The sequence below is a fragment of the Peteryoungia ipomoeae genome (genome assembly GCF_004912165.1).
Taxonomy (GTDB): Bacteria; Pseudomonadota; Alphaproteobacteria; order Rhizobiales; family Rhizobiaceae; genus Allorhizobium; species Allorhizobium ipomoeae.
Genome location: NZ_STGV01000004.1, coordinates 1 through 24,159, shown reverse-complemented (window position 1 = coordinate 24,159; position 24,159 = coordinate 1). Strand labels below are relative to the sequence as shown.

Annotated in this window: 22 protein-coding genes; 10 read left to right on the top strand and 12 right to left on the bottom strand. The window is 58.8% G+C overall.

Annotated elements, in window-relative coordinates:
* Nucleotides 1-52: 52 nt before the first annotated feature.
* Nucleotides 53-778 carry a response regulator transcription factor gene (locus FAA97_RS12530; RefSeq protein WP_206110017.1) on the bottom strand — a complete coding sequence of 242 codons (726 nt, stop codon included), beginning with the start codon at nucleotides 776-778 and terminating at the stop codon, nucleotides 53-55.
* A gap of 330 nt (nucleotides 779-1,108) precedes the next feature.
* Between FAA97_RS12530 and FAA97_RS12525 the strand changes: the two genes are divergently transcribed.
* The 3 genes from FAA97_RS12525 to FAA97_RS12515 all read left to right on the top strand — a co-directional run bounded on the left by FAA97_RS12525 (nucleotide 1,109) and on the right by FAA97_RS12515 (nucleotide 3,903).
* Nucleotides 1,109-2,719 carry a phosphoenolpyruvate carboxykinase gene (locus FAA97_RS12525; RefSeq protein WP_136598899.1) on the top strand — a complete coding sequence of 537 codons (1,611 nt, stop codon included), beginning with the start codon at nucleotides 1,109-1,111 and terminating at the stop codon, nucleotides 2,717-2,719.
* A gap of 118 nt (nucleotides 2,720-2,837) precedes the next feature.
* Entirely contained in the window at nucleotides 2,838-3,272 is a 435-nt protein-coding gene (gene arfB, locus FAA97_RS12520) for an alternative ribosome rescue aminoacyl-tRNA hydrolase ArfB (RefSeq protein ID WP_136598898.1), read from the top strand.
* 1 nt (nucleotide 3,273) lies between these two features.
* Entirely contained in the window at nucleotides 3,274-3,903 is a 630-nt protein-coding gene (locus FAA97_RS12515) for an alpha-ketoglutarate-dependent dioxygenase AlkB family protein (protein WP_136598897.1), read from the top strand.
* Nucleotides 3,904-3,928: 25 nt separating this feature from the next.
* On the opposite strand, the gene coaA is transcribed toward FAA97_RS12515, so the two are convergent.
* The 6 genes from coaA to hisB all read right to left on the bottom strand — a co-directional run bounded on the left by coaA (nucleotide 3,929) and on the right by hisB (nucleotide 8,124).
* Nucleotides 3,929-4,924 (bottom strand): type I pantothenate kinase, encoded by a 996-nt coding sequence (coaA, locus tag FAA97_RS12510; RefSeq protein ID WP_168800992.1) that lies wholly within the window; start codon nucleotides 4,922-4,924, stop codon nucleotides 3,929-3,931.
* The gene (locus FAA97_RS12505) at nucleotides 4,921-5,244 is read right to left on the bottom strand and encodes a phosphoribosyl-ATP diphosphatase (protein WP_136598896.1); all 324 of its coding nucleotides are present in this window, start codon (nucleotides 5,242-5,244) and stop codon (nucleotides 4,921-4,923) included. The genes coaA and FAA97_RS12505 overlap by 4 nt, the downstream gene beginning before the upstream one ends.
* Before the next feature lie 13 nt (nucleotides 5,245-5,257).
* A complete protein-coding gene (hisF, locus tag FAA97_RS12500; RefSeq protein WP_136598895.1) occupies nucleotides 5,258-6,034 on the bottom strand; it encodes an imidazole glycerol phosphate synthase subunit HisF in 777 nt (258 codons plus the stop codon).
* A gap of 9 nt (nucleotides 6,035-6,043) precedes the next feature.
* The gene (hisA, locus tag FAA97_RS12495) at nucleotides 6,044-6,778 is read right to left on the bottom strand and encodes a 1-(5-phosphoribosyl)-5-[(5-phosphoribosylamino)methylideneamino]imidazole-4-carboxamide isomerase (RefSeq protein ID WP_136598894.1); all 735 of its coding nucleotides are present in this window, start codon (nucleotides 6,776-6,778) and stop codon (nucleotides 6,044-6,046) included.
* A 20-nt stretch (nucleotides 6,779-6,798) separates the two neighbouring features.
* A complete protein-coding gene (hisH, locus tag FAA97_RS12490) occupies nucleotides 6,799-7,449 on the bottom strand; it encodes an imidazole glycerol phosphate synthase subunit HisH (RefSeq protein ID WP_136598893.1) in 651 nt (216 codons plus the stop codon).
* Nucleotides 7,450-7,527: 78 nt separating this feature from the next.
* Nucleotides 7,528-8,124: an imidazoleglycerol-phosphate dehydratase HisB gene (hisB, locus tag FAA97_RS12485; RefSeq protein ID WP_136598892.1), complete on the bottom strand. Its 597-nt coding sequence runs from the start codon at nucleotides 8,122-8,124 to the stop codon at nucleotides 7,528-7,530.
* Nucleotides 8,125-8,325: 201 nt separating this feature from the next.
* On the opposite strand from hisB, the gene hslV reads away from it, so the two are divergent.
* The 6 genes from hslV to FAA97_RS12455 all read left to right on the top strand — a co-directional run bounded on the left by hslV (nucleotide 8,326) and on the right by FAA97_RS12455 (nucleotide 17,167).
* Nucleotides 8,326-8,853 carry an ATP-dependent protease subunit HslV gene (hslV, locus tag FAA97_RS12480; protein ID WP_136598891.1) on the top strand — a complete coding sequence of 176 codons (528 nt, stop codon included), beginning with the start codon at nucleotides 8,326-8,328 and terminating at the stop codon, nucleotides 8,851-8,853.
* Between the two features lie 93 nt (nucleotides 8,854-8,946).
* The gene (gene hslU / locus FAA97_RS12475; protein ID WP_136598890.1) at nucleotides 8,947-10,251 is read left to right on the top strand and encodes an ATP-dependent protease ATPase subunit HslU; all 1,305 of its coding nucleotides are present in this window, start codon (nucleotides 8,947-8,949) and stop codon (nucleotides 10,249-10,251) included.
* A 181-nt stretch (nucleotides 10,252-10,432) separates the two neighbouring features.
* A complete protein-coding gene (locus FAA97_RS12470; protein ID WP_246041482.1) occupies nucleotides 10,433-11,365 on the top strand; it encodes a DUF1402 family protein in 933 nt (310 codons plus the stop codon).
* A gap of 35 nt (nucleotides 11,366-11,400) precedes the next feature.
* A complete protein-coding gene (locus FAA97_RS12465; protein WP_136598888.1) occupies nucleotides 11,401-12,804 on the top strand; it encodes a cytochrome P450 in 1,404 nt (467 codons plus the stop codon).
* Nucleotides 12,805-12,892: 88 nt separating this feature from the next.
* Nucleotides 12,893-14,899 carry a hydantoinase/oxoprolinase N-terminal domain-containing protein gene (locus tag FAA97_RS12460; RefSeq protein ID WP_136598887.1) on the top strand — a complete coding sequence of 669 codons (2,007 nt, stop codon included), beginning with the start codon at nucleotides 12,893-12,895 and terminating at the stop codon, nucleotides 14,897-14,899.
* A 96-nt stretch (nucleotides 14,900-14,995) separates the two neighbouring features.
* Nucleotides 14,996-17,167, top strand: a complete 2,172-nt coding sequence (locus FAA97_RS12455) for a malate synthase G (protein WP_136598886.1) — start codon at nucleotides 14,996-14,998, stop codon at nucleotides 17,165-17,167.
* 81 nt (nucleotides 17,168-17,248) lie between these two features.
* Here FAA97_RS12455 and FAA97_RS12450 read toward each other — a convergent pair whose 3' ends face one another.
* Nucleotides 17,249-17,914, bottom strand: coding sequence for a L,D-transpeptidase (locus tag FAA97_RS12450; protein WP_136598885.1), 666 nt, complete (start codon nucleotides 17,912-17,914; stop codon nucleotides 17,249-17,251).
* A 176-nt stretch (nucleotides 17,915-18,090) separates the two neighbouring features.
* Between FAA97_RS12450 and FAA97_RS12445 the strand changes: the two genes are divergently transcribed.
* On the top strand, nucleotides 18,091-18,570 hold the full coding sequence (locus FAA97_RS12445; protein ID WP_136598884.1) for an MmcB family DNA repair protein: 480 nt from the start codon (nucleotides 18,091-18,093) through the stop codon (nucleotides 18,568-18,570).
* A 3-nt stretch (nucleotides 18,571-18,573) separates the two neighbouring features.
* Here the strand turns inward: FAA97_RS12445 and FAA97_RS12440 are convergent, their stop codons facing one another.
* From FAA97_RS12440 to lhpI, 4 genes are all read right to left on the bottom strand, one after another.
* A complete protein-coding gene (locus FAA97_RS12440) occupies nucleotides 18,574-19,167 on the bottom strand; it encodes an ActR/PrrA/RegA family redox response regulator transcription factor (protein ID WP_136598883.1) in 594 nt (197 codons plus the stop codon).
* A 72-nt stretch (nucleotides 19,168-19,239) separates the two neighbouring features.
* Nucleotides 19,240-20,538 carry an ActS/PrrB/RegB family redox-sensitive histidine kinase gene (locus FAA97_RS12435; protein ID WP_136598882.1) on the bottom strand — a complete coding sequence of 433 codons (1,299 nt, stop codon included), beginning with the start codon at nucleotides 20,536-20,538 and terminating at the stop codon, nucleotides 19,240-19,242.
* 17 nt (nucleotides 20,539-20,555) lie between these two features.
* Nucleotides 20,556-23,036 carry an ATP-dependent helicase HrpB gene (hrpB, locus tag FAA97_RS12430; RefSeq protein ID WP_136598881.1) on the bottom strand — a complete coding sequence of 827 codons (2,481 nt, stop codon included), beginning with the start codon at nucleotides 23,034-23,036 and terminating at the stop codon, nucleotides 20,556-20,558.
* Nucleotides 23,033-23,995: a bifunctional Delta(1)-pyrroline-2-carboxylate/Delta(1)-piperideine-2-carboxylate reductase gene (lhpI, locus tag FAA97_RS12425; RefSeq protein WP_136598880.1), complete on the bottom strand. Its 963-nt coding sequence runs from the start codon at nucleotides 23,993-23,995 to the stop codon at nucleotides 23,033-23,035. The genes hrpB and lhpI overlap by 4 nt, the downstream gene beginning before the upstream one ends.
* Between the last annotated feature and the right edge of the window lie 164 nt (nucleotides 23,996-24,159).

The following is a 24,159-nucleotide window of genomic DNA, read 5'->3' as shown; positions in this document are numbered from 1 at the left end:
CTGTCGTCCGGTCCTGCCGGCCCATAGTACGGCAGGACCGGAAGAACAGAGACTATGCCGCTTCGCGGAAGCGGTAGCCGACACCGTAGAGCGTTTCAATCATATCGAAGTCCGTGTCGACCATCTTGAACTTCTTGCGCAGTCGCTTGATGTGGCTGTCGATCGTGCGATCATCCACATAGACCTGCTCATCATAGGCTGCATCCATCAGCGCGTCACGGCTCTTTACGACACCCGGACGCTGCGCCAGAGATTGCAGGATCAGGAATTCGGTGACGGTAAGCGTTACGGCATCCCCCTTCCACGTGCAGGTATGGCGTTCCTGGTCCATCACCAGCAAACCACGCTCAAGCGTCCGTGCCTGAACTTCGCCACCGGCCTTGGGCCCGTTGCCGCCTGATGCGAGATTCTCGCGGCTTGCCGCGCGACGCAGGATTGCCTTAACGCGCTCAACCAGCAGGCGCTGAGAAAAGGGCTTGGTGATGAAATCGTCAGCACCCATTTTCAGACCGAACAACTCGTCGATCTCTTCGTCCTTGGACGTCAGAAAGATGACGGGCAGGTCCGATTTTTGCCGCAGGCGTCGAAGAAGCTCCATACCGTCCATCCGCGGCATCTTTATATCGAAGATTGCCAGATGAGGCGGGCGCGCCACAAGTCCATCAAGCGCCGAGGCGCCGTCCGTGTAGGTTTCAACCTTGTAGCCCTCGGCTTCGAGGGCGATCGAGACCGAAGTCAAAATGTTACGGTCGTCGTCCACGAGCGCGATCGTTTGCATGTTGTATGTCTCCATCATGTTCTAGGCGCTGCTCCTGGTAATCCCAGCCCCAGCCCGCGTCCATTCCTGCGCTTATTGGGGGTAAAGGTGGAACAAATTGTGGCAAAGGGAAAGGCTGATTTTCTCGCTGTCAGAGTTTTGGCCTCGACATGCACGAAGATGACCCGGAATAAACGACGAACTAAACGATTTAAAAGTGAACTTCACATTTTTAAATCGATTAAATATATGATTTTATTGCGTATTTTCTAACTTCTTCTTGCATTTTCGAATGTCTGTATCTAGTTTCCGCGCATTCATCGTCACCGCCAGGCAAGAGGAAGGCGTCCTATGGAGGAACTCGGCATTCGGAACCCGGCTATGGGTCTCGCTCACATTGGTTTGGGTAAGGCCGCCAGTGTTCGCTACAATTTCCTGGAAGCCGCGCTCTACGAGGAAGCACTTCGTCGCGGAGAGGCAGAGCTGACGGCCGATGGCGCGCTGCGCGCGCTCACGGGTCAGCACACGGGGCGTTCGGCCAAGGATAAGTTCGTTGTCCGTGATGCCGCGACCGATGGACAGATCTGGTGGGACAACAACAAGCCGATGACGCCGGAGCATTTCGACGTTCTGCTTCAGGACATGCTGGATCATGTTGCGGGCATGGATCTGTTTGTCCAGGATCTGATCGGTGGTGCGGATAGCGAGAATGCCCTGCCCACCCGCGTCGTCACGGAGTTTGCCTGGCATTCGCTTTTCATCCGCAACCTGTTGATTCGCCCGGCGACAGAAGCGCTGAACAATTTTCAGGCGAAGCTGACGATCATTGATCTGCCGAGCTTCCGCGCCGATCCGGCGCGCCACGGCTGCCGGACGGAAACGGTCATCGCCTGTGATCTCAACCGCGGTATCGTGCTGATCGGCGGGACGTCCTATGCCGGTGAAATGAAGAAGTCGGTCTTCACGATGCTGAACTACCTCCTGCCGGAGAAGGGCGTCATGCCAATGCATTGCTCGGCGAATGTCGGGCCCGACGGCGACGCCGCCGTATTCTTCGGCCTTTCCGGCACGGGCAAGACCACGCTCTCGGCCGATCCGAACCGCACGCTGATTGGCGACGACGAGCATGGCTGGGGCGAAAACGGCATCTTCAATTTTGAAGGTGGATGCTACGCCAAGACCATTCGTCTCTCGGCCGAAGCGGAGCCGGAGATCTTCGCCACCACGAAACGCTTCGGCACAGTGCTTGAAAATGTCGTTCTCGACGAAAACCGCGTTCCGGACTTCAATGACGGCTCACTGACCGAGAACACCCGGTGCGCCTATCCGCTGCATTTCATCCCGAATGCCTCGGAAACCGGCATTGCGCCTCACCCGACGACCATCATCATGTTGACGGCGGATGCCTTCGGCGTCTTGCCGCCGATCGCCAAACTGACGCCTGAACAGGCAATGTACCACTTCCTTTCGGGCTACACCGCAAAGGTGGCGGGCACGGAAAAGGGTGTTACCGAGCCAGAAGCGACGTTCTCGACCTGCTTCGGTGCGCCCTTCATGCCACGCCATCCCGCAGAATACGGCAATCTGCTTCGGGATTTGATCGCGCGCCACAACGTCGATTGCTGGCTGGTGAACACCGGCTGGACCGGCGGTGCCTACGGCACGGGGCGGCGCATGCCGATCAAGGCGACGCGCGCCCTGCTGGCGGCGGCACTGCATGGCGACCTGAAGGCGTCGCAGATGCGTGTCGATCCGAACTTTGGCTTCGAAGTGCCCGTCGCGGTCGAGGAAGTCGATGCCACGATTCTTGATCCGCGCTCCACTTGGGCGGATGCGACGGCCTACGATGCGCAGGCCAAGAAGCTTGTCGGCATGTTCAACGACAACTTTGCCAAGTTCGAGGATCACGTCGATGGTAAAGTGTTGGACGCGGCACCCGGACTGCGTCTGGCGGCTGAATAATAGGCGGCTATTCTTCATTGTCCGAGAGGCCCGGCAATTCTGCCGGGCCTCTTCTGCTTCTGCCTTGCCTTTGCCGACCTGGCGGCCGATATGGAAGCGGACAACGAGAATGGACGCCATGGCCAGTGACCCGCTAGAGATCAATTCCCGAATTACCATCGCCGGCTGGGAACTGACGGAGCAATTCGTGCTGGCAGGCGGTCCGGGTGGCCAGAACGTCAACAAGGTTTCCACTGCCGTTCAGCTCTATTTCAATCTTCTCGGCTCTCCTGCGCTCAATGACCGGGTCAAGCAGAATGCTGCCAAGCTCGCCGGTCGACGCATGTCCAAGGACGGCGTGCTGATGATCGAGGCCAGCCGCTTCCGCAGCCAGGAGCGCAATCGCGAAGCCGCCCGCGAACGTTTAAAGGAGTTGATCCTCGAAGCGGCCAAGCCGCCCCCGCCGCCGCGCAAGAAGACCAAACCCTCCAAGGGCGCAATTGAACGCCGCCTGAAGGAAAAGTCCGGACGGTCCGAGGTGAAGAAGATGCGGGGCAAGCCGCTCGGAGATTGAGATGGCAGGTGTACCAACCGAAATCGAACTTCAGTCCGGCCTTCGTTATCTGCCAGGTCGTTTGACGCGCGACGAGCAGGAAGCACTGGTCGAGACAATCCGCGGGATCGTGACGGAGGCACCGCTTTATGTTCCTGTCATGCCGGGTTCGGGCCGGCCTATGTCGGTAAGGATGACGAATTGCGGCTCGCTGGGCTGGGTTACCGACAAGGAGCGCGGCTATCGATATCAGCCGCTCCATCCGCTAACCGGCAAACCCTGGCCGCCGATCCCGCCATCACTGATCGCACTTTGGCAGGACGTCACCGGCTATCCGCTCGATCCCGAGGCCTGCCTTGTGAACTTCTATGCGAATGATGCCAAGATGGGCCTGCACCAGGATCGCGACGAGGCAAACCTCGGAGCGCCGGTACTGTCCATCTCGCTTGGCAACACATGCCTCTTTCGCATCGGCGGCTTGGTAAGGACGGACCGGACGAAGTCCCTGAAGCTGGCAAGCGGTGACGTCTTCGTGCTGGGCGGGGAGGGGCGGTTGTGCTTTCATGGTGTCGACCGCATCTATCCTGGGACGTCGACGCTTTTGAAAGCGGGTGGCCGAATCAATCTGACCCTGCGTCGCGTCAACCCTTGACCCCCGACGCAGGCCGGACAAGCGCCTAAAGCTTGCGCAGGGCCACTGTCTCGACCAGGTGATTGTCGCCCTTGCGCAAGATCAGATCGGCCCGAGGCCGGGTCGGCAGAATGTTTTCCCTGAGGTTCTTCAGGTTGATGTTTTCCCAGAGACCTTCGGCAGTTGCGAGCGCTTCTTCCTCGCTGATCGTCGCATAGCGATTGAAGTACGAACTCGGATCGCGGAACGCCGTCTGGCGAAGATTCATGAAGCGCTTGACATACCAGCGATGGATCTCCGCCTCATCGGCATCGATATAGATCGAGAAGTCGAAGAAGTCCGAAACCATGGGAACGATCTTGCCATCCGCCGGCAGGTCGCGGGACTGGAGAACGTTGATACCCTCGAAGATCAGGATATCGGGTCTGTCGATCACCTGATGCCGGTCTGGCAGGACATCATAGGTCAGGTGCGAATAGGAGGGGGCCTTGACGTTCGGCAGGCCTGCCTTGATCGCCGATAGGAAGCGCAAGAGCGCGCCGATGTCGTAGCTCTCGGGAAAGCCCTTGCGATTGAGAATGCCATTTTTGATCAGGTGAGCATTCGGATAGAGAAAGCCATCCGTAGTGACGAGATCGACCTTTGGACTTGACGGCCAGCGGGCCAAAAGCTCTTTCAGGATACGCGCTGTGGTCGACTTGCCGACGGCAACAGAACCGGCGATTCCAATGACAAAGGGCGTCTTCAGAACGTCGGACATGCTGAGAAAGCGGTTGCGCTGCTCGAACAGAAGCTGAGAGGATTCCACATGCGCCGACAGGAGTCGGGACAGAGATAGATAGATCCGCCGCACTTCGTCGAGGTCGATCGGGTCGTTGAGCGAGCGCAGCCGGCGCAGTTCATCCGCCGTTAGCGTCAGCGGCGTATCCGCACGAAACTGTGCCCACTGCTGGGACGTGAAAAAGTGGTAGGGCGAATAACCGTCAGCCTGAAAATGATCGAGGACTTCTGGCGTCTCGGATTCCCGCATAGCTATCGTCATCGATCCCGCCGACTGGCCTTCTCGCTCAGGCCTGTCTGAGAGGTCCGGCGCTCGAGTTCCTGCATCACCGTTTGTAGCGGGATGTCAGCAATATTCAATACGACCATCAGATGATACAGCAGATCGGCGCTCTCATAGACGAGGTTGTCGCGGTCCTGGGTAACGGCGGCCATGACAGCTTCGATCGCCTCTTCGCCGAGTTTCTTGGCCGCCTTCGGCTGGCCACCGGCCACGAGCTTGGCGGTCCAGGATTCGTCTGGGCTCGCCTTTGCCCGTTCAGCGACGATCGCTTCAAGGTCGGTCAAAGAAAAAGAGGTCATGGTTCGATCTCCCTCAGTCCAGTCGCATGGCAAGTCCGGCCGCAGCCATGTGCGCCTTTGCCTCGGCGATGGAATAGGTGCCAAAATGGAAGATGGAGGCGGCCAGCACGGCGGTGGCATGGCCATCGCGGATACCCGCAACGAGATCATCGAGCGTTCCCACACCGCCGGAGGCAATGACCGGCACACGCACGCTGTCGGCAATGGTTCGCGTCAGGCCGATGTCATACCCGCTCTTTGTCCCGTCGCGATCCATGGAAGTCACGAGCAGTTCGCCAGCACCGCGTTCAACCATTTTGATGGCGAATTCAACGGCATCGATGCCGGTTGGTTGGCGCCCGCCATGGGTGAAGATTTCCCAGCGGTCGCTTTCGTTTTCACGTGAAACCTTCTTCGCATCGATCGATACAACGATGCATTGATTGCCGAACTTGTCCGCTGCTTCGGCAACAAAATCCGGGTTCTTTACCGCTGCCGAATTGATCGACACCTTGTCGGCGCCGCAAAGCAGCAGTTTGCGGATATCGGAAACGGCGCGCACGCCGCCGCCGACAGTCAGCGGCATGAAACAATGGTCGGCCGTCTCAGCGACGACGTCAAAAATCGTGTCGCGATTGTCGGAAGATGCGGTGATGTCAAGAAAGCAGAGTTCGTCTGCACCGGCGGCATCATAGGCTTTGGCAGCTTCTACAGGATCTCCGGCATCGATGAGATCGACAAAATTGACGCCCTTGACGACACGACCGTCCTTGACGTCGAGGCAGGGAATTACGCGGGCCTTCAGGGTCATGGGTCTACCTCAGCCTCTTGCTGCCTTGATCAGGGTAAGCGCTTCTTGCGGGTCGATGCGGCCATCATAAAGTGCCCGGCCTGAAATCGCACCTTCGAGCTTGCGTGCATCGGGTTCCAGCATACGCCGGACATCGTCGATCGAGGCGAGCCCACCCGAGGCGATGACCGGGATCGAAACGGCTTCGGCCAGTTCAAGCGTTGAGGCCCAATTGATGCCAGTCAAAATGCCGTCGCGGTCAATATCGGTGTAAATGATCGCGGCAACGCCCGCACCTTCGAAGCGTTGGGCCAACTCGATCACACCAAGTTCGGAGGCTTCCGCCCAGCCCTCGACGGCCACCTTGCCCCCCTTGGCGTCGATGCCGACTGCAACCTTGCCCGGGAAACGTTTGCAGGCCTCGATGACAAGGGCCGGGTCACGGACGGCAACCGTGCCGAGGATGACGCGGGACAGGCCACGCGAAAGCCAGTTTTCGATATGCTCAAGCGTGCGTATACCACCGCCAAGCTGCACGGGGTTTTTGGTCGCCTTGAGAATGGCGTCGACGGCATCGCCGTTGACGCTTTCCCCGGCGAAGGCGCCGTTGAGATCAACCACATGCAGCCATTCAAAGCCCTGCTCTTCGAACGCGAGAGCCTGGGCCGCCGGATCCGGATTGTAAACGGTTGCCTGATCCATGTCGCCCAGCTTGAGGCGAACGCACTGGCCGTCCTTGAGGTCGATGGCGGGAAAAAGAATCATGGCGCAGTCCTTGCGGAAATTCAGGGCTTCCAGTTGAGGAAATTGGCGATCAGCTTCAGGCCGAGTGCCTGGCTTTTCTCGGGGTGAAACTGGGCGCCGACCATGTTGTCGCGCCCGACGAAGGCGGTCATGGCGCCACCGTAGTCGGTCGTCGCGATCACCTCGTCGGCATTCTCAGCTGCCAGATGGTAGGAATGCACGAAATAGGCGTGCAGGCCGGTCTCACCTGTCGCAATGCCGTCGAACAGCGGATGCGTCCGATTGAGGTTCAGCGTGTTCCAGCCGATCTGCGGAATTTTCAGGCTGGCATCGGAAGGCGTCATCTCGACCACATCGCCCTTGATCCACCCGAAGCCTTCGGTCACGGTCTTCTCAAGCCCGCGCGACGACATGAGCTGCATGCCGACGCAAATCCCGAAAAACGGGCGTGCTTTCAGTTCGACAGCTTCAGCGATGGCGTCATGCATGCCGGAGACGGCATCGAGGCCCTTGCGGCAGTCAGCATATGCGCCGACGCCCGGGAGAACGATGCGGTCGGCAGTGGCAACGCGCTCCGCTTTATCGGTCAGTTCTATTTCAGCATCCACGCCCGCTTCACGGGCTGCTCGCTCAAAGGCCTTGGTAGCAGAGCGCAGATTGCCCGAACCATAGTCGATGATTGCCACACGCATAGTCTTGTCCTTTCAGCTCAACGACCCCGATATCAAATCGGTCGGAGCAAAGTGGCATCCTTCCGTCGGAGATCTACCTTAAACCAAGCTACCCTTGGTGGAGGGAACGCGGTTGGCCTGTCGCGCATCAATCTCTGTTGCCGTCCGAATAGCACGGGCCACAGCCTTGAAGCAGGTCTCAGCAATATGATGGTTGTTGGCACCATAGTGATTGAGAACATGCAGCGTGATGCCGGCATTCTGCGCAAAGGCCTGGAAGAACTCCCGCACCAGTTCGGTATCGAATGTGCCGATTTTAGGCGCGCTGAAATTGACGTTCCAAACCAGGAACGGTCGGCCGGAGACATCGATTGCTGCCTTGGTCATCGTCTCGTCCATGGCAAGATCGATGGAGGCGTAACGCGTGATCCCCTTGCGGTCACCAAGTGCCTTGGAAAGGGCCTGCCCAAGTGCGATACCCGTGTCTTCGACGGTGTGGTGATCGTCAATGTGAAGATCACCCTTCACCTCGATCTCCATGTCGATCAGGGAATGACGGCAAAGCTGGTCAAGCATATGATCGAAAAAGCCTACACCGGTCGAGATCTTGCCCGTTCCGTTGCCGTCGATATGGACGGAAACGGCAACCGACGTTTCGTTGGTTTTGCGGGAAATTTCGCCTTTACGCTCGGCCATTTGGCTGCTCCATCGGACTATTGGCCCTCCCTTATCAGCCAAGCGCAGAAATATCCAGAAGTTACATTGCGTTGCCGCAAAGCGGACTGACCGCGCCTGCACCAGATTGCAATCGACCGAAGGCCACTTACATAGGTTTCGACAAAAGAGCGGCGATGCCGCTTGCTAGAGGGCCTGCGCAGGCAGGCGAACAGGTGACGGATGACAACGATTATTACCGTACGCAAGGGCGGCAAGGTGGTGATGGCTGGTGATGGCCAGGTGAGCCTTGGCCAGACCGTGATGAAGGGCAATGCCCGCAAGGTTCGCCGCATCGGCAAGAATGGCGATGTGATCGCCGGTTTTGCGGGGGCAACTGCGGATGCCTTCACGCTCCTGGACCGGCTGGAAAAGAAGCTCGAACAGTATCCCGGCCAGTTGATGCGGGCGGCCGTTGAGCTCGCCAAGGATTGGCGCACAGACAAATACTTGCGCAATCTCGAAGCGATGATGCTGGTCGCCGACAAGACCATCACACTGGCAATTACCGGCAATGGCGACGTTCTTGAACCAGAACATGGCACGATAGCAATCGGCTCGGGCGGCAATTTTGCCTATGCGGCTGCACGCGCGCTGATGGATACGGATACGCCTGCCGAAGACATCGCCACACGCGCACTCACCATTGCCGGTGAAATTTGCGTTTATACCAACACCAACATGGTCGTCGAAACGTTCGACGCTGCCTGAGTGGACTAGCGGCCACAGCAGGCCGTGAACCTTGCAGGCAGGCTGAACTCAATTCGATGCGCGTGCGCCGCCGCATCGCCAGGAGCAAGTCAAATGACGAATTTTTCCCCGCGCGAGATCGTTTCCGAACTCGACCGACATATCATTGGTCAGCACGATGCCAAGCGTGCCGTCGCGATTGCTCTGCGCAACCGCTGGCGTCGGCAGCAGCTTCCGGAAGATCTCCGTGACGAAGTGATGCCGAAGAACATTCTGATGATCGGCCCGACCGGCGTCGGCAAGACGGAGATTTCCCGCCGCCTGGCGAAGCTCGCAGGCGCGCCCTTCATCAAGGTCGAGGCGACGAAGTTCACAGAGGTCGGCTATGTCGGTCGTGACGTGGAGCAGATCATTCGAGACCTGGTGGAAGTCGGGATCACGCTGGTTCGCGATCGCAAGCGCCAGGAGGTTCAGGCCAAGGCCCATGCTCTTGCCGAAGAGAGGGTCCTTGACGCTCTGGTGGGTGCGACGGCATCGCCCGCAACGCGTGACAGCTTCCGCAAGAAGCTGCGCGACGGCCAACTCGACGACAAGGAAATCGACATCGAGGTGGCCGATAGCGGCTCCGGCATGCCGGGTTTTGAGATTCCGGGCATGCAGGGAGGCAATGTCGGCATCCTCAATATCTCGGAAATGTTCGGTAAAATGGGCAATCGCACCAAGAAAGTCCGTACCACCGTAAAAGCCTCGTACGATGATCTCATCCGTGATGAGTCCGATAAATTGATCGACAACGAGGTCATCCAGCGGGAAGCCGTGCGGTCGGTCGAAAACGATGGGATTGTCTTCCTGGACGAAATTGACAAGATCGCAGCACGCGAAGGAGCCATGGGCGCTGGCGTTTCCCGCGAAGGCGTACAGCGCGATTTGCTGCCGCTTGTTGAGGGGACGACGGTTTCGACCAAGTACGGTCCGGTCAAGACCGACCACGTTCTCTTTATCGCATCCGGTGCGTTCCACGTCTCCAAGCCGTCCGACCTCCTGCCGGAATTGCAGGGTCGTCTTCCCATTCGTGTCGAGTTGAAACCGCTGTCGAAGGAAGACTTCAGACGCATCCTCACGGAAACCGAGGCAAGCCTTATTCGGCAGTACAAGGCCCTTATGGCGACCGAAGACTTGAACCTCGATTTCACCGAGGATGCGATTGACGCTCTGGCTGATGTTGCCGTTCAGCTAAACGAGTCAGTCGAAAACATTGGCGCCCGCAGGCTGCAGACGGTGATGGAGCGGGTCTTGGATGAGGTCTCGTTCCATGCGCCCGATCGCAGCGGCCAGGATGTCATGGTTGACAGGGCCTATGTTCAGCAGCATGTCGGCGATCTCGCGTCGGACACGGATCTCAGTCGCTACATTCTGTGATCTTTGTGCATCTACCGGTCACTTTCCAAAAGGGGTGCCAGGAAAGTGAGGGCTGGTCGTGTCGACAATCCAGCCCTTGCTTATGTATGGAATGCCGTCACAAAACGGCCATTCGACCTCTGCAGATCATCCCCGTGATTGGCCCTGTCCAGGATTGTGGAACGTGCATCGATTTTCGAAAATCCTTCTTCTGCTCGTCGGGCTTCAGGCCGGACTTACCCAGACGGCCATTGGAGCCCAGGCCGTCCCGCCCGGCAATCGTCATGCTGAGCAGCCAGCGGTTCCCGGCGCCTCGGTGCGTCGCACGAAGGCCGGCAAGACATCATTCGATGTCAAATACGAGAAGGTTCTCGATCTCCTGCGCAACGACAAAGCGCTGATTGGTAAGATCAAGAAGACTGCCGCCGACTATGGCATTGCTCCGGTGCACATGATCGGGGCGATTGTTGGCGAGCACACCTATAACGTCGATGCCTATGACAGCCTGCAAAGTTACTACGTCAAGGCAGCGTCTTATGCTGGGAACAGCTTCCGCTTTGCCCATGACAATGAAAGCGTTTCAGAATTCGTGGCCCGGCCGGAATTTTCCAGCTGCAACGGCCTGTCCGACTCCTACCGGCTCTGGACCTGCCGGGAACAGGTGTGGGAGGCGACATTTCGCGGCAAGACGGTGGGTGGTCAATCCTACCCGAACAATCGCTTCAGCGCAGTGTTCTTCCAGCCATTTTACGCGGGCCAGACTTTCGGCCTCGGTCAGATCAATCCTCTGACAGCGCTGATGCTGTCGGATCTAGTCAACCAGAAATCCGGCTACAAGAAGCTTGATGAAAAGGATGCTGCCGGTGTCTACAAGGCAATCATGGATCCGGATATTTCGCTGGCCTTTATGGCCGCCGTCATCCGCAAATCCATCGATGACTACAAGCAGATTGCCAACGTGGATATCTCCAACAATCCCGGATTGACGGCGACGCTCTTCAACATCGGAGGTTCCCAGCAGAGGGCGCGTGCACTGGCTGCCAAGCGCGCAGGTGGTGGATCGGCCTGGCCGGAAGAAAACTATTACGGCTGGCTGATCAACGATCGACTGGACGACCTCAAGGGTCTGCTCTAACTCCTCGGGAGCGTTTTGCTCCCTGGAGACATGGCATGGATGCAAAAGTGAAGCGTGCACGGTTCGAACCGCCGGCACCGATTCCGCGGACGATACCGCCAAGCCGGCTCGAGATCATTCGTACCGTCTTGCGCAATCCCCTCGAGCTGTGGGGGCTGCCGTCCTATACTTGGCCGTGGATCGTTACGCGCTTCTTTGGCCAGACGACGATCATTGCAAATGATCCAGGCCTCATTCGCCATGTGCTGGTCGACAATGCTGCAAATTATGAGATGTCGGAAATCCGCCAGCTGGTCTTGCGGCCGATCCTGCGCGACGGCTTGCTGACGGCTGAAGGCCCGATCTGGAAACGATCGCGCAAAGCCATGGCGCCCGTGTTCACACCTCGCCATGCCCGCAGCTTTTCCCGGCAGATGCGTGAACAGTCCGAACTTTTTGCCATTCGCTATGTCTCTGACGATAGCGGTGTGGTCCGAGATATTGCGGTCGATATGACAGACCTGACCTTTGCGATCCTGTCGGAGACCCTGTTTTCTGGTGGAATCGTCTCCGAACAAGGCGATTTTGCCCATGATGTCGAAGACTTGCTGCACTCCATGGGCCGTATCGATCCACTCGATTTGTTGCGTGCACCCAAATGGCTACCGCGTCTGACGCGTATCCGCGGGGCCAGCGTCTTGAAGAAATTTCGCGCCATTGTTCGGCAGACGATGGATCAGCGCCGCCACGTCATGGAAAGGGATCGCGATAGTGCGCCTGACGATTTTCTGACGCTGATGTTGGAATTGGAGCGACCCGACGGCCTCACGGCTACAGAAATCGAAGACAATATCCTGACCTTTATCGGGGCAGGGCATGAGACAACGGCCCGGGCATTGGCATGGACACTCTATTGTGTTGCCCATTCACCGGATGTTCGTGCCGCCATGGAAGAGGAAATTGATGCCGTCCTGTCGGAGGGCGCAGATCCCGTTGACTGGCTGGACCGTATGCCGAATGTACGGGCGGCCTTTGAAGAAGGCATGCGGCTTTATCCGCCGGCTCCCTCCATCAATCGGGATGCTGTTGCTGACGATCGCTACGTTGCCGCCGATGGCACGGTGGTGGAGATCGCCAAGGGGACCACGGTGTTGGTGATGCCGTGGACGCTCCATCGCCACGAGCTTTATTGGGAAAGTCCGCGCGTCTTCGATCCCAGCCGTTTTCTGCCGGAGAACCGTGAGGAGATCGGTCGCTTTCAGTATCTTCCCTTTGGCGCTGGACCGCGCGTCTGCATCGGCGCGACATTCGCCTTGCAGGAAGCTGTCATCGCTCTAGCCGTTCTGATGCGCAGCTACCGGTTTGACGTAACGCCGGACACCAACCCATGGCCGGTTCAGAAGCTGACCACTCAACCTGCCGGCGGGCTTCCGATGCGGGTCACAGCGCGCCGGCTCTAAAACCGGCATCAAGTCGACGCGACTGCGCTGGAAACCGGCACCAACCCCATGCATAACTGCGCGTAAGGATTTTCATGCGGGGAAGAGCGTGTCTGCGGATTTTATGCTGGGTATCGATACCGGTGGCACCTATACCGATGCCGTCATCTACAGCGAAACGACAGGATTGGTTGCCAAGGCCAAGGCACTGACGACGCGTCACGATCTTGCTGTGGGGATTTCCGAAGCATTTGAGAATGTGCTGACAGCATCCCGCATTGGTCCTGACGACATAGGACTAGTCTCGTTGTCGACCACCCTCGCCACAAATGCCCTGGTGGAAGGACAAGGCGGACGAGCCGCTCTCGTCATGATCGGCTTTGGCCCAGAAGATCTGAAACGCGACGGTCTCGCAGACGCTCTTGGCTCCGATCCCGTGATCTTCATCGCCGGGGGGCACGATGTTCACGGCAACGAAACGCCTCTGGACATCGGCTCGCTTGAAGAAGCCCTCAAGGTGCTTGGCCAATCAGTGTCGTCCTTCGCCGTTGCAGGCTATTTTGCCGTGCGCAATTCCAGCCACGAAATCCGGGTGCGCGATCTCATCCGGGCGCGAACAGGCCTGCCCGTTACCTGCAGTCATGAACTTTCGTCAAAACTCGGCGGACCGCGTCGTGCCTTGACGACACTCCTCAATGCACGTCTGGTCGCCATGATTGATCGGCTGATAGGGTCGGCGGAGCGCTATCTGGCCCATCGCGGCATCGGCGCGCCACTCATGGTGGTCCGGGGTGACGGTGCCCTGATTGCCGCAGCCGAGGCACGCTTGCGGCCCATTGAAACCATCCTATCCGGCCCGGCCGCAAGCCTTGTGGGTGCGCGCCATCTCACCGGACATGCCCATGCGGTGGTATCCGACATTGGCGGTACGACGACGGATGTTGCCGTGATGGAAGATGGCTTGCCAAGGCTTGATGGCGACGGTGCTGTCGTCGGCGGATACCGTACGATGGTCGAGGCGGTGGCCATGCGCACGTTTGGACTCGGAGGAGATTCAGAGGTCAGGATCGATGACCGAGGCCTGCAAGGGCGCATCGACCTCGGCCCGCGCCGGCTCATCCCCTTGAGCCTTGCCGGTGCTTTGCACGGCGAAGTGATTGTCTCGCATCTGGAACGTCAATTGCGCGCGAGTTTCCTTGGCCGCTGGGACGGTCGATTTGCCGTCAAAACCGGGATGCCGGATGCCCTTGCAGCCGGGCTGCAGCCGCAGGAAGCAAGCCTGTTTGCTCGACTTGGGTCAGAGCCGATGCCGCTTGACCAGTTGATTACCGTTACGCAGCAGGTCGCGACGCTTGATCGTCTGGTCGCAAGAGGCTTGGTGCATATTTGCGGTCTGACCCCATCGGACGCAATGCATGTCCTTGGGCGGCAGGCGCAGTGGGATACGAAAGCCGCCGAACTTGGAACGCTGCTCGCAATCCGCCGCAAGGACGGCTCAGGCAAGCCGATTGCCGCATCCCCGCAAAAAATGGCGGAGAGCATCATCGCCCGCCTGACCCGACAGTCCGCCGAGGTCATTCTGGCATCGACATTGGCTGAAGACGGATTGGCGGAAATCGATCCGGCGAAATCCACCTTGCTGGACCGCGCGCTGACCCGCAGCAGTGGCATCACTCGCCTCAGCGTGTCGCTTGATCGTCCCTTGATAGGCCTCGGTGCCTCCGCCGGTGTCTATTATCCGGCAATCGCCGACATGCTTGGTGCTGTTTGCAGCATTCCAGCCGATGCCGATGTCGCCAACGCGATTGGTGCTGTGGTGGGGCAGGTCCGCACCAGCGCCACCTTGCTGATATCGTCACCGGAAGAGGGCATCTACATTCTCTCCGGGGATGGCACAACAGACCGATTCACAGATGAGGAGGAAGCCCTTCAGATCGCTCGCAAGCGTGCTTCTCACCTCGCGACCCAACGGGCAGAAGCGAATGGCGCCCTTGACGTTTCACTTCATCTTGTCGAGCACATTGAAGCACCTGAAATTGAAGGACGAAGGCGCCTTATCGAAGCGCGGCTGACGGCCACCGCCAGTGGTAGGCCTCGGCACGCTCGAGATTCATAGTTTCTGTTATGGAAACAATCTTTCGCATTTGTGCCGGATTGACTGTAAACCCTCCGCGGGGATGACTGTGAAGAACTCAGAGAGCGAGGAGCGACAATGGCTTACGTACAGGAAAACGGTCTATCGATTGACAAAGGGCTTCACGATTTCATCGTCGTCCAGGCCATCCCGGGCACTGGCGTCGATCCCGACACGTTTTTTGCTGGCTTGTCATCAATCATCCATGACCTCGCGCCGAAGAATAAAGCCCTGCTGACAAAGCGCGACGAATTTCAGAGAAAGCTAGACGGCTGGTATCGGCAAAATGGCGCACCGATCGACCTTAAGGCCTATGAGGCTTTTCTCAGGGAGATTGGATACATCCTGCCGGAAGGACCGGAGTTCAAGATCGAAACGACCAATGTCGATCCTGAAATCGCAACCATTGCCGGCCCCCAACTCGTCGTTCCCGTCATGAACGCGCGCTATGCGCTAAACGCAGCCAATGCCCGCTGGGGGTCGCTCTACGATGCACTCTACGGCACCGATGCGATTTCGGATGATGGCGAGGAAGCCAAGGGCGGAAGCTACAATCCCACGCGCGGCCACAAGGTCATTGCCTGGGCACGTGATTTCCTCGATCGCTCAGCGCCCCTGGCTGCCGGCGCCTGGGCCTCAGTCACTGATCTCTCTATTCAAGACGGCGCGCTTGCTGTTACGCTCACTGACGGATCGCTGACCGGCCTCGCGGATCCCATGCAATTTGCTGGATATCATGGGGCATCGGAGCAGCCGGAAGCACTTCTTCTGCGCAAAAACGGGCTCCATATCGAACTCGTTGTCGATCGTGCCGGTACCATAGGCCGGGATGATCCCGCTGGCATCAACGACGTCAGGCTGGAATCGGCTGTCACCACCATCATGGACTGCGAGGATTCTGTCGCTGCTGTCGATGCGGAGGATAAAGTTGTCGTCTATGCCAACTGGCTGGGACTGATGAAGGGCGATCTGACAGAAGAAGTGACCAAGGGCGGAAAGACCTTCACTCGCGCCCTGGCGGATGACCGCACCTTCATCGGTCCGAATGGAGAAGAGAGCACATTACCCGGTCGTTCGCTGATGCTCGTTCGCAATGTCGGCCATCTGATGACCAATCCCGCGATCCTCGATCGGGAAGGCGATCCTGTGCCGGAGGGCATTATGGATGGCGCCATCACCGCGCTAATCGCCCTGCATGATATTGGCGCCAATGGCCGGCGGAAGAATTCGCGGGCGGGCTCGATGTATGTGGTCAAACCCAAAATGCACGGGCCGGAAGAAGTCGCCTTTGCCTGTGAAATCTTCTCGCGCGTCGAAGCATTGCTTGGCATGGCGCCGAACACCATCAAAATGGGCATTATGGACGAGGAGCGCCGAACCACGGTCAACCTCAAGGAATGCATTCGCTCCGCACGTGAGCGCGTCGTCTTCATCAACACGGGCTTTCTCGACCGTACGGGCGATGAGATGCACACCTCGATGGAAGCAGGCCCGATGATCCGTAAGGGCGACATGAAGCAGGCAGCCTGGATCACTGCTTATGAAAACTGGAATGTCGATATCGGGCTCGAATGCGGGCTTTCCGGACATGCCCAGATTGGCAAGGGTATGTGGGCAATGCCAGATTTGATGGCAGCGATGCTGGAACAGAAGATCGGACATCCGAAGGCCGGCGCGAACACGGCCTGGGTTCCGTCTCCGACCGCGGCCACGCTGCATGCCACGCATTACCACAGCGTCAATGTTGCAGCTGTTCAAAAGACGCTTGCTACCCGCCCTAGGGCATCGCTCTCCGATATCCTGTCGGTTCCGGTCGCTAGTCGCCCGAACTGGACGGCAGACGAAATCCAGCGCGAACTGGACAATAACGCGCAAGGGATTCTCGGCTACGTCGTCCGCTGGGTCGATCAGGGCATCGGATGCTCGAAGGTGCCGGACATCAATAATGTCGGCCTTATGGAAGACCGCGCAACGCTTCGCATTTCGGCGCAGCATATCGCCAACTGGCTCCATCACGGGATCGTCTCGGAGGCCCAGGTTGTCGAAACAATGAAGCGAATGGCAATCGTTGTGGATGGCCAGAATGCCGCTGATCCCGCCTATCGCTCGATGGCCGCAGATTTCGAGGCATCAATCGCCTTTCAGGCCGCACTTGAGTTGGTCCTGAAAGGACGTGAGCAGCCCAACGGATATACGGAGCCTGTTCTCCACCGCCGCCGCCTGCAGCGGAAGGCGAGCCTCGCCGCCTGACATAGCATTCTGAACTCGGCAACAGAATAGCCGCCGGTAATGCCGGCGGCTTTTGCAATGCTTGCTATTTAAATTCAGCGCTTACTGCTGCACGATGACCTTGGTGCCACGGCCCGGCTTCACGCGGTCGTAGAGGTCAATGATATCCTGATTCATCAGACGGATGCAGCCCGAGGATGCGGCCGTACCAATGGAGCGCCATTCCGGTGTGCCATGCAGACGGAAAAGGGTATCCTGACCCTTTTCATTGAAGAGATACAGCGCGCGCGCGCCAAGGGGATTCGTCAGACCCGGCTCCATGCCCTTCTCGACATATTTCGCGACATCCGGCTTCCGCTCGGCCATTTCCTTCGGTGGATGCCAGGTCGGCCAGGCCTGCTTCCAAGCGATATAGGCCTCGCCGCCCCAAGCAAATCCCTGTTTGCCAACGCCGATACCGTAACGGACAGCCTTGCCGCGCGGCAGAACATAGTAGAGGAAGCGTTCGCGCGTGTTGACAACGATTGTGCCGGGCTTCTCACTCGTCTTATAATCGACAATCTGTCGATGATACTTCTTATCAAGCTTTTCGACTGGAATTGACGGCAGAGCAAATCCTGCATCCGTGACCTTCCCGTAGGAGTCGCTGAAGATCTGCACCTTCGTCGTCTCGGCGACTTCCTTGTTGTCACCGGAGGTCGTGGTGCAGCCTGCAAGGCCGATTGTCAGTGTGAAGGCAAGCGCGGTCGAGAGTGTGCGGAAGCGCATGTGAAAGCTCTTGAAGTGTGATGGGAAATGGCTCGGTGACCATCTTTGATTATGGTTTATTTTGGATTAACGGCAGACAGGCAAGTGTCATCTGTCACCAAAACCCAGGCCAGCCAGCAAAGTGACGGCGCATTGCTTTTTTGCAACATGCTGATGTGGGGAAGGGGACTCTATCCATGACGATAGTTTCGATCGGGGTTAGCAATCCGTTAATTGACGGCCGCCAGTCGGATCGTGCCGTCCTGATTCGGCGTGGTGTGCAAGTTCTCTTTTCCAACATGGGATTGGCGCTCCTGCCAGAGCTTACCCTGGCGAACGGACGCCGCGCCGATCTTGTGACACTGTCAAGCAAGGGCGAGATTTGGATTATCGAGATCAAGTCATCGATCGAGGATTTCCGTGTCGACAGGAAATGGCCGGAATACCGCAACTATTGTGACCGGCTCTTTTTCGCCACGCATCCAGGTGTGCCGGAAGACATCTTCCCGCCGGATTGCGGCCTGATTGTTTCGGACGGATATGGCGCACATTTGTCGCGCGAAGCCCCCGAGCATCGCCTTGCACCGGCCACGCGAAAATCGATTACGCTGACCTATGCAAGGGTTGCGACGCAACGCCTGATGCAGGCAGAAATCTCCGCTCGCCCATTTTCCTGAAAGTCAGCGCGGCGCACGTTTGGCAAGGATACGCTGCAGCGTGCGCCTGTGCATGTTCAACCGACGTGCCGTCTCCGAGACATTGCGCTCACAGCTTTCGTACACTCGCTGAATGTGCTCCCAGCGTACGCGGTCCGCTGACATCGGATTTTCGGGAACTTCCGCTTTCTCACCGGGCCGCTGGGTGAGAGCCAGAAAGATGTCGTCCGCATCGGCAGGTTTCGACAGATAGTCGAGCGCGCCAAGCTTGACCGCTGTGACGGCGGTCGCGATGTTGCCGTAGCCGGTCAAGACAATGATCCGCGTATCGTCGCGTTTTTCCCGAATTGCCTCGATCACATCCAGGCCATTGCCATCGCCGAGGCGAAGATCGACCACAGCATAGCTGGGAGGCGCGTGGCGCGCTTTTGCGATTCCTTCAGCGACGGATTCCGCCAGATCGACCTTGAAACCGCGTGTCTCCATGGCGCGCGCCAGCCGCCGCAAAAACGGTGCGTCGTCGTCAACGATCAGCAGCGAAGGGTCTTCACCCAAAGCCTCCGCGTTCTCGCGAGAAGATGTGTTGCTTGTGGCAGTCCCGGAGAAAGTCGTTGTCATACTGCGTACCCTGGAATTGTTCTACCGTATCGCCATTGCTCTATATGGTGCGAATGGCACGAAGGTAAAGCACTAAGGGGCACCGCCCTCCATGTCGGCGCGCGCCCAGGTCACGAGAACGCGGGCACCAGTCCCGGGCGCTTCGCCGTTTTCGAAGCGCAGCGAGGCGCCGGATCTCTCAAGCAGGGTCTTGGCAATGAAAAGCCCCAGTCCTAGGCCTCCAGCGCGCGCGTTTTGCTGGCGATCGGTGACATAGGGGTCTCCGATACGCTGCAACACACCGGGTGCAAAACCTTCACCGTCATCGGCAATCGTCACGCGCACATGGGTGGGGGAGTGTTCGGTACTGACCGTGACCTTCGAGCGAGCGTAGTCTACCGCATTCTCCAAAAGATTTCCAAGGCCATAGAGGATGCCGGGATTGCGAATGCCGACAGGCTCTTCGGATCGGTCGCTCTGTTCGATCAACTCAATCTCTACGCCAAATTCGCGTTGCGGTGCGATGACTTCCTCGATCATGGATGACAGAGGCAACTGGCGCATATGCGCCTCGTCTTCATTAGCCAGTGTCGTCAGACGCCGAAGGATGTCGCGGCAGCGCTCGCTCTGGCTCCGCAACAACTGCACATCTTCCCGGTAACGCTCGTCCTGTCCGAGCTCACGCTCCATTTCCTTGGCAACGACGCTGATGGTGGCCAGAGGTGTCCCAAGCTCATGCGCCGCAGCCGCTGCTAGCCCATCGAGCTGGTGCAGGTGCTTTTCGCGCTGAAGGATGAGCTCTGTGGCGGTCAATGCATCGGCGAGCAGGCTGGATTCGCGGGAGACACGATAGGCATAGAAGGCGGCAAACGCCATCATCGAGACAATCGAGCACCACATGCCGAGCTGCAGCAACGGGTGGACGGTCAAGGCCTGACCCTCGAACCAGGGAAGAGGCGAGGTGGTGAAGGCAAGCAGCGTGATAAAGGCAAGTGCTGTGACAAAAAGCGCGATTGAATGGCGAGTGGGCTGTGAGGCGAAGGATATGATCACAGGAATACAGATCAAAGGTGCAAACGGGTTGCTAAGGCCACCTGTAATGAAGAGCAGCGCGCCCATCTGGAACAGATCAAGCGACAACACGGCAAAAGCAGCAAAGGGTTCCAATCGATAGGTCGCCGGAAAACGCAGCCAGAGCACGGTATTGGCCGCGGCCAGCGCAGAAATCAGACCAAGGCATGCCGCCAACGGGAGCGAAAACTCGAACCAGAACGCTACAAGCAGCACGGTCACCAGCTGGCCTGCAACGGCGACCCACCGCAAGCGGATGAGCGTCTCGAGGCGAAGCCTACGGCTTGAAGGCTCGAATTTGGCGGCGAGATCCGTGCCCATTGAAGTCTGTCCTTTCATTATGTGCCGCGCGGCTTGGCACGATGCGTTGGCGTCGCAGAAGCGGGATCCTCCGGCCAGGGGTGTTTCGGATAGCGCCCGCGCATCTCTGCCCGAACGTCCTTCCACGAGCCACTCCAGAAACCGGGAAGATCCCTGGTCGTCTGGATGGGCCTGTGAGCCGGCGACGTCAACTCCAGCAGCAGCGGCAGTTTGCCGCCGCCGATCGTGGGATGAACCTTCAAACCGAAGAGTTCCTGAACACGAATCTGCAGAACCGGCTCATCGCCTTCGTAGTGAATCGGATGGGATTGCCCTGTTGGGGCGGTAAAGTGCGTCGGCACGAGAGCTGCGAGATCGCGCGACAGGCCATGCGGAACGAGCGATGCCAATCCGGCTTGCAGGCTGTCGGGGGAGATATCGGACAGACTTCCGACGCCGCTTTGAAAGGGAACAAACCAGTCTTGCAGACCGGCCAAGAGGGCCGCATCGCTGACATCGGGCCAGGGCTCCCCGAGCGTGCGATGCAGGAACGCCAATCGCTGACGAAACTGTCGGCTCGCTTTGGAAAAAGGCAGGCATCCCGGACCAAGCTGAGCGACACCCTTTGCCAGTGCAAGGGCTGCTGCCTCTCCTTTGGGCTTTGGTAAGGGCGCGTTCTCAAGGACAATGGCGCCGATACGGGTAGTCCGCCGCGCTCGAACCTCTCGCGAGGCCAAGTCGAAGCCAGTCTCATCCTGCTGTTCTATCAGGTCTGGCATGTGTTGCTGGATCTGCTCCAGCGAGATTTCGGCAGCCGCAAGAATTCTGGCGCGTTGTGCCCTGCCGGTGAGATCTGCGACCACAAGCATTGCAGCTCCGGCGAGACGCTCGGTCTCTGCGATTTCAGCACCACGGCCATTGGCCAGTACAAACCGGCCACGCCCTCCACGTTGTTTTGCAATCCTGTCTGGAAATGCACGAAGCAACAGCGGGCCGGGAAGCTCGTCGGACTCTGAGGTTGCGGCCGATGTTTCTCCCACAGCTTGAGCCGCAATCCGCGCGGCCCAGCGGCGGGATGCCTTGGCGCGCTCGCTGCCATCGCGGCGGAAGCGCCGCAAACGCTCCTCGAGATCGATATCGGGTCCGCCCAAACCAGTTTCACTCATGACCACGGCCAATTCCACTGCGGCCTCTGCCTTGCCTTCCCCTGCTGCCGCAAGCACCATGGCTGCAAGTCGCGTGGGAAGCCCCAGGTCGCGCATCCGGCGGCCATACCTGGTCAGGTGCCCATGCTGATCAAGGGCGCCGAGACGCATCAAGAGCTCGCGCGCCTCCGCAAGCGCCGGCCCCGGCGGCTGATCCAGCAGCGAAAGCGAAGCCGGATCGTGCACGCCCCAGAGGGCAAGATCGAGCAGAAAACCGGTCAAATCGGTCGCGAGAATTTCTGGCGGCGTCTGCGCCGGCAAGGCCGCAGTCTGCCCGGCATGCCAAAGCCGAACTGCGATCCCCGGTTCGGTACGCCCGGCACGACCTGCACGCTGATCGGCGGAAGCGCGCGAGACGCGTACGGTTTCGAGCCGGGTAATGCCGGTTGACGGCTCAAAGACCGGCAGTCGCTGCAAGCCGCTGTCAATCACGACACGCACTCCGTCGATCGTGATGGATGTCTCGGCAATCGAGGTCGCCAGCACCACTTTGCGCTTGCCGGAACGGCAGGGCTGGATGGCCGCATTCTGTTCGGCCTGATCGAGATTGCCGTAGAGCGGCGCGACAGCGACGTCGCCGGGAAGCAGTCCCTCGAGTCGCTCTGCCACCTTGCGAATTTCGCCCTGGCCTGGAAGAAAGGCGAGGACCGACCCCTGTTCCTGTTGGATAACCTCCGCGATTGCGGAGACTACGGCGTCCTCTATGCGTTCGAGACCCCCTCGATCCCTATAACGGATTTCAACCGGATGCGTGCGCCCGTCGCTCTTCACGACAGGAACATCGCCAAGCAGTCGCACAACGCCCGCAATATCGAGGGTCGCCGACATCACCATCAGTCGAAGGTCAGGTCGCAGTGCTCCCTGGGTGTCGAGGGAGAGGGCCAGGCCAAGATCAGCATCGAGCGATCGCTCGTGAAACTCGTCAAAGAGAACCGCCGCAATGCCCGAGAGTTCAGGATCCGCCAAGATCATTCTGGCGAAAACACCTTCCGTCACGACCTCGATGCGGGTCTTTGCAGAAATGCGCGTATCGAGCCGGATGCGGTAACCGACGGTTTCTCCCACCGTCTCACCCAGAAGCGAGGCCATCCGGCCAGCCGCAGCGCGGGCTGCAAGCCGTCGAGGCTCAAGCAAGATAATTTTCTGATCATCGCGCCATGCGCTCTTGAGCAGGGCAAGGGGAACGAGCGTGGTCTTGCCAGCCCCGGGAGGCGCGGAAAGCACAAGCCTGTTGCCTTGCTCTAGATGACGAGTGATCTCTCCCAGCTTTTCGCGGATGGGCAGAGACGGGAGATCGGGAAATTCCTTGCTCATGGCGTTGTGGAAGGATCCGGCTGAACCGTTCGTTCATAAGCAAGTATCGCTCCGGCCAGATCTTCAAGCGCCGCACCGACCGACTTGAAGAGCGTAATGTCATCGCTCGACTGTCGACCTTGGACCTTGCCCAGCAGAAGCTCTTTCATATCGCCCAGAATGGCATCCGGCGTGATCGCGCCCGATTGCAGAGCCTGCAGAATGTCGCCGGCCTCTCCAAGTGCGCCGCTGCGGGTGTCGACAAAGATCCTCGCTCTTTGCATCGCGAGATCGTCACTCTCCCGCATGGTCGCGTTGAAGGCGCCGATCAAATCGAGATGGCAACCCGGCTTCAGCCAGGCACCTTGAATCAGGGGTTCGCTGGAGAGTGTGGCACAGCTGATGATATCCGCAGCGCGCGCTGTTCCTTCAAGATCGACGACGGCGTCTGCCTCAAACCCCTTAGCCCGGGCTTCCGCCGCAAGTGCCTGTGCCTTGGCGGCGGAGCGACCCCAGACCGAAATGCGCGAGATTGCCCGAGCTTCGCAATGCGCCTCGATAAGATTGAGTGCGAGCCGGCCGGTGCCAACCACCAGCAGATGACTGGCATCCTCCCTGGAGAGGCAACGCGCCGCAAGCGCCGATGCCGCAGCCGTGCGTCGTGCCGTCAATTCTCCACCGTCGATCAGGGCAAGCAGCGCCCCGGTTTTGCCGGAGGACAGGAGATAGCCGCCGGAAACCGCGGGCAGGCCGCGAAGATGATTGTCCGGAAAAACGGTGACCAGTTTCACCCCTATATAGATCCCAGGCGTCCAGGCAGGCATCAGCAGCAGCGTCGCAGCCGTTTCGCCTGGGACCTCTACCGCGTGGTGGTGGCGAACCGGCATGACGCAATCGCCAACAAACATCTGCTCCAACGCATCAATGAGCGACTGCCAAGGCAGCGCCTGTTCGGTGGCGTCACGATCAAGAATCCGCATGGTCTAACTCTCCCCTAAGTGCACGCCGACACTAGCCAGCCGACGCGCTCCCACGCAAGGCGAACAAGCCTATGGAGCCAGGGAGGCAGAAACCTCAAAGCGGTCCCCTTTGAGACCATCCAACGGCACCCATTCAAAACACTGCATAAAATCAATGGGATGTC

Excerpts from the sequence above, each read along its gene's own strand:
- FAA97_RS12525 (WP_136598899.1), top strand. The coding sequence starts at position 1,109 with ATGGAGGAACTCGGCATTCGGAACCCGGCTATGGGTCTCGCTCACATT.
- hslV (WP_136598891.1), top strand. The coding sequence starts at position 8,326 with ATGACAACGATTATTACCGTACGCAAGGGCGGCAAGGTGGTGATGGCT.
- hisA (WP_136598894.1), bottom strand. The coding sequence starts at position 6,778 with ATGATTCTTTTTCCCGCCATCGACCTCAAGGACGGCCAGTGCGTTCGC.
- arfB (WP_136598898.1), top strand. The coding sequence starts at position 2,838 with ATGGCCAGTGACCCGCTAGAGATCAATTCCCGAATTACCATCGCCGGC.
- FAA97_RS12455 (WP_136598886.1), top strand. The coding sequence starts at position 14,996 with ATGGCTTACGTACAGGAAAACGGTCTATCGATTGACAAAGGGCTTCAC.
- FAA97_RS12530 (WP_206110017.1), bottom strand. The coding sequence starts at position 778 with ATGCAAACGATCGCGCTCGTGGACGACGACCGTAACATTTTGACTTCG.
- hrpB (WP_136598881.1), bottom strand. The coding sequence starts at position 23,036 with ATGAGCAAGGAATTTCCCGATCTCCCGTCTCTGCCCATCCGCGAAAAG.
- FAA97_RS12450 (WP_136598885.1), bottom strand. The coding sequence starts at position 17,914 with ATGCGCTTCCGCACACTCTCGACCGCGCTTGCCTTCACACTGACAATC.
- hisF (WP_136598895.1), bottom strand. The coding sequence starts at position 6,034 with ATGACCCTGAAGGCCCGCGTAATTCCCTGCCTCGACGTCAAGGACGGT.
- hslU (WP_136598890.1), top strand. The coding sequence starts at position 8,947 with ATGACGAATTTTTCCCCGCGCGAGATCGTTTCCGAACTCGACCGACAT.
- coaA (WP_168800992.1), bottom strand. The coding sequence starts at position 4,924 with ATGACGATAGCTATGCGGGAATCCGAGACGCCAGAAGTCCTCGATCAT.
- lhpI (WP_136598880.1), bottom strand. The coding sequence starts at position 23,995 with ATGCGGATTCTTGATCGTGACGCCACCGAACAGGCGCTGCCTTGGCAG.
- FAA97_RS12505 (WP_136598896.1), bottom strand. The coding sequence starts at position 5,244 with ATGACCTCTTTTTCTTTGACCGACCTTGAAGCGATCGTCGCTGAACGG.
- hisB (WP_136598892.1), bottom strand. The coding sequence starts at position 8,124 with ATGGCCGAGCGTAAAGGCGAAATTTCCCGCAAAACCAACGAAACGTCG.
- FAA97_RS12445 (WP_136598884.1), top strand. The coding sequence starts at position 18,091 with ATGACGATAGTTTCGATCGGGGTTAGCAATCCGTTAATTGACGGCCGC.
- FAA97_RS12515 (WP_136598897.1), top strand. The coding sequence starts at position 3,274 with ATGGCAGGTGTACCAACCGAAATCGAACTTCAGTCCGGCCTTCGTTAT.
- FAA97_RS12435 (WP_136598882.1), bottom strand. The coding sequence starts at position 20,538 with ATGGGCACGGATCTCGCCGCCAAATTCGAGCCTTCAAGCCGTAGGCTT.
- hisH (WP_136598893.1), bottom strand. The coding sequence starts at position 7,449 with ATGCGTGTGGCAATCATCGACTATGGTTCGGGCAATCTGCGCTCTGCT.
- FAA97_RS12465 (WP_136598888.1), top strand. The coding sequence starts at position 11,401 with ATGGATGCAAAAGTGAAGCGTGCACGGTTCGAACCGCCGGCACCGATT.
- FAA97_RS12440 (WP_136598883.1), bottom strand. The coding sequence starts at position 19,167 with ATGACAACGACTTTCTCCGGGACTGCCACAAGCAACACATCTTCTCGC.